Source organism: Geodermatophilus sp. DF01-2, assembly GCF_004571065.1.
Classification (GTDB): domain Bacteria; phylum Actinomycetota; class Actinomycetes; order Mycobacteriales; family Geodermatophilaceae; genus Geodermatophilus.
In genome coordinates this window covers 1-3,857 of the sequence record NZ_SPQN01000155.1, presented here as the reverse complement: position 1 = coordinate 3,857, position 3,857 = coordinate 1, and the positions used below count along the sequence as shown (strand labels likewise).

The window sequence follows — 3,857 nt, the reverse complement described above, 5'->3', positions numbered from 1 at the left end:
AGGTCCAGGCCCCAGCGTCAGACTGAGCTACGGGATCGTGTCCCAGGCGGGAGACCGACGTCGGCGGGCGACCCGGCCACATTTTCACGCCTGCCAGGCGTCACCGATAGGGACAGGAAGACTGAGCGGAGTCGCTCGAGCGCGGAAACCGTCACCCAGCGACTCCACAGACCAGCGCGGTGGGGGCGCCGGCCACCTTTGTGACGACGACGGTCGCCGTCCCCGCGCCCGGGCCGCGCAGTTGCCGGGCGAGGGTCTCCGGCTCGATCGCCGAGCCGCGCTTCTTCACCACCACCCGGCCGACGCCGCGGGCCCGCAGCAGCGTCTTCAACCGCTTGAGGTTGAACGGCAGCACCTCGTCGACCCGGTACGAGGCCACCCACGGGGAGCCGGTCGGGGCGTCGGAGGTCAGGTAGGCGATCGTCGGGTCGACCAGCGTCGCGCCGAGGTCGGCGGCGACCAGCGACACCAGACCGGAGCGGATCACCGCCGGGTCGGGCTCGTGCAGCCAGCCGCCCACCGGGCCGGACGGCGCAGGCCCCGGGTCGGCGTCCGCGGTCAGCTCCAGCACCGCGTCGTCACCGACCAGGGACGCCCGTCGCCACGTCGTCGACAGCCCGCGCCCCCACAGCAGGGCCTCGACGATCGAGCCGCCGACCGACACCCACTCGGCCTCGACGCCGGCCGGCACGCGGTCGTGGTCGAGCCCCGGCGCCACCTTGACCACCGAGACCGGCACCCGGTCCAGCAGCGTGGTCACCGTCGACCACGGTGGCGACCAGCGGTCGGGGTCGAGCTGCCGCCGTCCGCCGGCGCGCCGGGCGGGGTCCAGGACGGCGGCGCCACACCCGGCGACCTCCCCGCCGCGCGCGGCGGCGACCAGCTCGACGACGTCCCCGGCCACCACCCACACCTCGTCGGCCAGGCCGAGGGCCGCGACGTTGGCGGCGGTCAGCTCCCGGGCCACCGGGTCCCGGTCGACCGCCAGCACCCGGGCGCCGGCGCGGGCGAGCGCGACGGTGTCGGTGCCGGAGGCGCAACCGAGGTCCGCGGCGCTGTCCTGTCCGCCGGCCAGCAGCCGTGCCGCGCGCCGTGCGGACAGCTCGGGCCGGCCGGCCTGCTCGAGGGTGTCGGCGGTCAGGAAGAGGACGTCGGCGTCGGCGCCGAAGACCGGGCGGGCCCGCGCGCGCGCCCGCGCCAGCTCCCAGGCCGGACCGGCGTGGTCTGCGCCGACCTCCGCCCGTAGCCGGCCCAGCCCGGTCAGCAGGTCGGCGCCCTCGGCGAGCAGCGCGGCCGCGCGGGCCACGCCCGCCGTCCCCTCGGGGGTGCGCAGCCAGCGGAGCTGCGCGAGCGCGTCGTCGGCCACGCAGGACAGCGTGGCGTACGGGCCGGTCCCGGGACCCGGGGACCCGGTTGAGCGGTTGGCACTCTCGTAGGTAGAGTGCCAACCGACACGGGCAACGAGTGCCTGATCCCCGCGACGGCAGGCCCTCGGCACCGTGCCACAGCATCAGTTCCCACTCACCAGCCGTCCGACACCGAAGGGGGCGTCACCGACGTGACGACCGCTACCAAGGTCAACATCAAGCCGCTGGAGGACCGTGTCGTGGTCCAGGCCAACGAGGCCGAGACCACCACCGCCTCCGGCCTGGTCATCCCGGACACCGCCAAGGAGAAGCCGCAGGAGGGCACGGTCGTGGCCGTGGGCCCCGGTCGCATCGACGACAACGGCAACCGTGTCCCGCTCGACGTCAGCGTCGGTGACGTGGTCGTCTACTCCAAGTACGGCGGCACCGAGGTCAAGTACGGCGGCGAGGAGTACCTCGTGCTCTCCGCCCGCGACCTGCTCGCCGTCGTGGAGAAGTAAGAGGACCCCGTCCTCCCCACCCCTCGCAAGCTCGGGGCGGGCCCCTGGACGGGGCCGGTTCCAGCGCCTGCGACGGGGCCGTTCCAGCACGTCACCAGACCGCCCCGGCGACCCGAACTGACCGGGTCCCGGGGCGGTCGTCGTTCGAGCTCGCACCCACCCGACCCACCCGTCCCTGATCGGAAGGGCCCATGGCCAAGATCATCAAGTTCAACGAGGACGCCCGCCGTTCGCTCGAGCGCGGTGTGGACAAGCTCGCCGACGCGGTCAAGGTGACCCTCGGCCCACGCGGACGCAACGTCGTCCTCGACAAGAAGTTCGGCGCGCCGACGATCACCAACGACGGCGTGACCATCGCCCGCGAGGTCGAGCTCGAGGACCCGTACGAGAACCTCGGCGCCCAGCTGGCCAAGAACGTCGCGACCAAGACCAACGACGTCGCCGGCGACGGCACCACCACCGCCACCGTGCTCGCCCAGGCGCTCGTGCACGAGGGCATGCGCAACGTCGCCGCCGGCGCCAGCCCGACGGCCCTGGGCGCCGGCATGCGCGCCGCCGTCGACGCGGTCTCGAAGGCCCTGGACGAGGCCGCCATCCCGGTCTCCGACCAGCAGGCCATCGCCGGCGTCGCCACCATCTCCGCGCAGGACGCCGAGGTCGGTGACCTCATCGGTCAGGCCATGGAGAAGGTCGGCAAGGACGGCGTCATCACGGTCGAGGAGAGCACCACGCTCTCCACCGAGCTCGACGTGACCGAGGGTGTGCAGTTCGACAAGGGCTACCTCTCGCCCTACTTCGTCACCGACTCCGAGGCGATGGAGGCCGTCCTCGAAGACGCCCTCGTGCTGCTGGTCCAGGGCAAGATCAGCGCGCTGGCCGACCTGCTGCCCCTCCTGGAGCGGGTTCTCTCCACCGGCGGCCGCCCCCTGCTGATCGTCGCCGAGGACGTCGAGGGTGAGGCCCTGTCCACCCTCGTCGTCAACTCGATCCGCAGGACGATCAAGGTCGTCGCGGTCAAGTCGCCCTACTTCGGCGACCGTCGCAAGGCGTTCATGACCGACCTCGCCGTGGTCACCGGCGGCCAGGTGGTCAGCGAGGACGTCGGCCTCAAGCTCGACCAGGTCGGCCTCGAGGTGCTCGGCACTGCGCGCCGGGTCACCGTCACCAAGGACGCCACCACGATCGTCGACGGCGGCGGCACCGGTGAGGCGATCGGCGACCGGGTCGCGCAAATCCGTCGCGAGATCGAGGCGACCGACTCCGACTGGGACCGCGAGAAGCTGCAGGAGCGGCTGGCCAAGCTCGCCGGCGGCATCGGCGTCATCCGCGTCGGGGCGGCGACCGAGGTCGAGATGAAGGAGAAGAAGCACCGCATCGAGGACGCCATCGCCGCCACCCGCGCCGCGGTGGAGGAGGGCGTCGTCGCCGGTGGCGGCTCGGCGCTGGTGCACGCGGCCGCGGCCGTCGACTCCCTCGACCTCTCCGGCGACGAGCTGACCGGCGCCCGCGTGGTCCGGCGGGCGCTGGACGCCCCGCTCGTGCGGATCGCCGGCAATGCGGGGTTCGAGGGCCAGGTCGTGGTGGCCAAGGTCCGCGAGGCCGGTGCCGGTCAGGGCTTCAACGCCGCGACCGGCGAGTACGGCGACCTGGCCGCGCAGGGCGTCATCGACCCGGTCAAGGTCACCAAGGCCGCGCTGGGCAACGCCGTCTCGATCGCTGCGATGGTGCTCACCACCGACTCCGCCGTCGTCGAGGCTCCCGAGGAGGAGCACGACCACGCCGGCGCCGGGCACCACACCCACGGCCACTCGCACGGCCACGGGCACAGCCACTGAGGCTTGCGCTCCCTGATGATCAGCTGAACTGATCGAGCCTGTCGCAGAGACCTGTGGTGAGGCCGGGCGACCGAAGGCGCGGCGTGCTCGGCCCAGGGTGCTGGAGGCCGGTGGTCGGGCGCTCGCGGGCCGGTTGCCTGACCGGGAACGGTGGC

General features: G+C 73.2%; 3 protein-coding genes. 2 read left to right on the top strand and 1 reads right to left on the bottom strand.

Annotated features, from left to right (window positions below):
* Nucleotides 1-151 precede the first annotated feature (151 nt).
* The gene (locus E4P41_RS21370) at nucleotides 152-1,366 is read right to left on the bottom strand and encodes a class I SAM-dependent methyltransferase (RefSeq protein WP_167761212.1); all 1,215 of its coding nucleotides are present in this window, start codon (nucleotides 1,364-1,366) and stop codon (nucleotides 152-154) included.
* 192 nt (nucleotides 1,367-1,558) lie between these two features.
* Between E4P41_RS21370 and groES the strand changes: the two genes are divergently transcribed.
* Both groES and groL read left to right on the top strand, forming a co-directional pair.
* Nucleotides 1,559-1,867, top strand: a complete 309-nt coding sequence (gene groES, locus E4P41_RS21365) for a co-chaperone GroES (protein ID WP_135143204.1) — start codon at nucleotides 1,559-1,561, stop codon at nucleotides 1,865-1,867.
* 191 nt (nucleotides 1,868-2,058) lie between these two features.
* Entirely contained in the window at nucleotides 2,059-3,702 is a 1,644-nt protein-coding gene (gene groL, locus E4P41_RS21360) for a chaperonin GroEL (RefSeq protein ID WP_135143203.1), read from the top strand.
* The last annotated feature ends 155 nt before the right edge of the window (nucleotides 3,703-3,857 follow it).

Coding starts and splice junctions, on each gene's coding strand:
- groL (WP_135143203.1), top strand. CDS start 2,059: ATGGCCAAGATCATCAAGTTCAACGAGGACGCCCGCCGTTCGCTCGAG.